General features: G+C 63.6%; 2 protein-coding genes. Both read left to right on the top strand.

Annotated features, from left to right (window positions below):
* Positions 1-146: 146 nt before the first annotated feature.
* Positions 147-1736 carry an IS21 family transposase gene (gene istA, locus E3T40_RS13205; protein ID WP_241981781.1) on the top strand — a complete coding sequence of 530 codons (1590 nt, stop codon included), beginning with the start codon at positions 147-149 and terminating at the stop codon, positions 1734-1736.
* Positions 1736-2503 carry an ATP-binding protein gene (locus E3T40_RS13200; RefSeq protein WP_134544079.1) on the top strand — a complete coding sequence of 256 codons (768 nt, stop codon included), beginning with the start codon at positions 1736-1738 and terminating at the stop codon, positions 2501-2503. The genes istA and E3T40_RS13200 overlap by 1 nt, the downstream gene beginning before the upstream one ends.
* Positions 2504-2505 lie beyond the last annotated feature (2 nt).

Here is a 2505-nt window from a genome sequence, read left to right as displayed (position 1 = left end):
TGGCGAGTAGCGCTTGGTGGTAGCGGTAGTCCGGCGAGTTGGTAGCACGTTTCCGGGAACACGGTAGCGCTGGCGGGCGGTGTACTGCTCTGCTGTGAAAGGACAACGCAGAAGGCGTTGTCGTTTCATTGTTAAGGGGCAGGTTCATGGCGGACTATCGAAAAATATTGGGGCTGTTGCTGGAGGGGCGGAGTTACCGCGAAGTCGTAGAGATCGCGGGGTGCTCGCATCGTGACGTGGCCCGGGTTCGGCAGGAGGTCCAGGACCGAGGTCTGACCTCGATGGTCGCGATCACTGACGCTGAGCTCGCGAAGTGGTTCCCGGACGGGCGCCGGAGAGTGTCGGCTGAGTATGACCAGCCCGACCTGTCGCGGGTGCTGGCGTCAATGAAAGCGAACCGGCACTTCACGTTGCTGTTGGCGTGGCGCGGTTACGTCGACACGAAAGATGCGGGGAAGAAGTATGGGTATTCGCAGTTCTGCGCCCTGTTCACCGACTACCTCCGCACCCACGATCTGGTCGCGGTGCTCCGCCATGAGCCGGGCCGGGCGATGTTGGTGGACTGGGCCGGCGACACGATGGACGTCGTCGACACGATCACCGGCGAGGTGGTCCGGGCAATCTTGTTTGTCGCGGTGTTGCCGTTCTCGGGGCTGATGTTCTGCCGCGCCTATGCGGATATGAAGTCCCCGGCCTGGCTCGACGCCCACGTTCAAGCGTTCGCGTTCTTCGGCGGCGTGACGCAGATCGTCGTGCCGGACAACCCGACGACCTCGACCCACCAAACCCATAAAGGCGACGCGGAGCGCGTCGTTAACGCGAAATATCAGCAGCTCGCCGATCACTACCAGACCGCAATTGTCCCAGCACGCGTGAAGCGTCCGCGAGACAAGGCTGCAGCCGAAAACGCGGTGAACGTCGTGAACAAACGCGTCATCGGCTACCTCGATGACGACGTCTTCACGACGCTGAGCGAGTTGAACGCTGCGATCGAGGAGCGAGTGCGGGAGATCAACCACGACATCCGCCGCGCCGACGACACGACCCGGTGGGAGAGGTTCGAAACCGAGGAGCGGGAGTTCCTCGAGCCGTTGCCGGACGCTGGGTTCGAGGACGTCTCATGGAAAGAGCTGAAGGCCGGCCGCAATTACCATGTCACCGCCGACACGCAACGGTATTCGGTGCCGTTCGCTCTGGCGGGCAGGCTGTTGCGGGTGAGGCTGACCTCGTCTCGGGTGACGGTCTTCGACGGGCACGAGATGCTCTGCGAACACCCCCGGCTGACCGGCCGCAAAGGCCAGTATTCGACCCTGCCGGAACATGTCCCGCCGCAGCACCGCAATATCGACGGGCTGTGGTCCAGGCGGTGGTTCACCGACCGGGCCCGCAATGTTGGGCCGGCAACAGTCACCGTGATCGAGCAGATCCTCGACGGCCAGGTGATTGAGGCGCAGGGCTACCTGTCCTGCCAGAACATCCTGGACGGGCTCGGCAAAAACAACCGGGAACGGTTGGAGGCGGCCTGCCAGGACCTCGTGAACCGCCGCGCCCATCCGACCTACTCGACACTGAAACGGTTGATGGCGGCGATCGACAGTGATGCGAAAAAGCCCCGGCCGGTGATCCCGGCGGCCTCGACCCGCAAACGCGTCAGCACCGTCGTTTTCCGCGACACCATGCCAGACGTTTATGTTCGCGACGCCTCCCACTACGCACGCGACGAGGAGGGAAAGTGATGTTCACCAGCATCGATTACGACAAGTTCCGGGCCCTGCGCGTCACCCACGTCGCGACCCGGCTGGAAGAACTCATCCAGGACGAAGCCAACGACACCCTCACCCCCGAGCAGCTATTCCTCACCGCCGTCGACGACGCATTGGAGTCCCGACGCATCAACAAGGTCGACAAACTCATCCGCCAGGCCGCGTTCCCGATCCCGGGAGCGACCGTCGCCGAAGTCGACTACCGCGACGGCCGCGGGATCACCCCGGTCAGAATGCGACGCTATGCCGCCCACGACTGGCGCTCCGATGCGACAAACCTGCTCATCATCTCGCCCACCGGCGGCGGAAAAACCTACCTCGCCTGCGCGCTGGCCATCGGCGCCTGCCAAAGCGAGCACTCGGTCCTCTACTTCCGGATGGACGACCTCGCCCGAAGGCTCGTCATCGCTCGCGGCGACGGCATCGCCCACCAGAAACTGTTGAACGAGCTCTCCAACATCGACCTGCTCATCATCGACGATTTCCTCACCGTCGGCATCGACAGCGACGCCGCCAGCGACCTATTCGCGATCCTCGCGAACCGCGAACACCGGCTCCCGACAATGATCGCCTCGCAGACCGGGCCCGCACACTGGGTTGCCGAACTGCCCGACCGGGTCGCGGCAGACTCGATCGTGAACCGCCTCGCCAACAACGCCCGGATCATCAACCTCGGCCAGATCGACATGCGCCGGCACCGCAACGACCAAGCACGCGCCCACGAGACCTACTGGGAGTAAAA

The sequence above is a fragment of the Cryobacterium sp. TMT1-19 genome (assembly GCF_004403055.1).
GTDB lineage: Bacteria > Actinomycetota > Actinomycetes > Actinomycetales > Microbacteriaceae > Cryobacterium > Cryobacterium sandaracinum.
The sequence above is the reverse complement of the archived record's forward strand: the minus strand, read 5'-3'. Positions and strand labels throughout refer to the sequence as shown.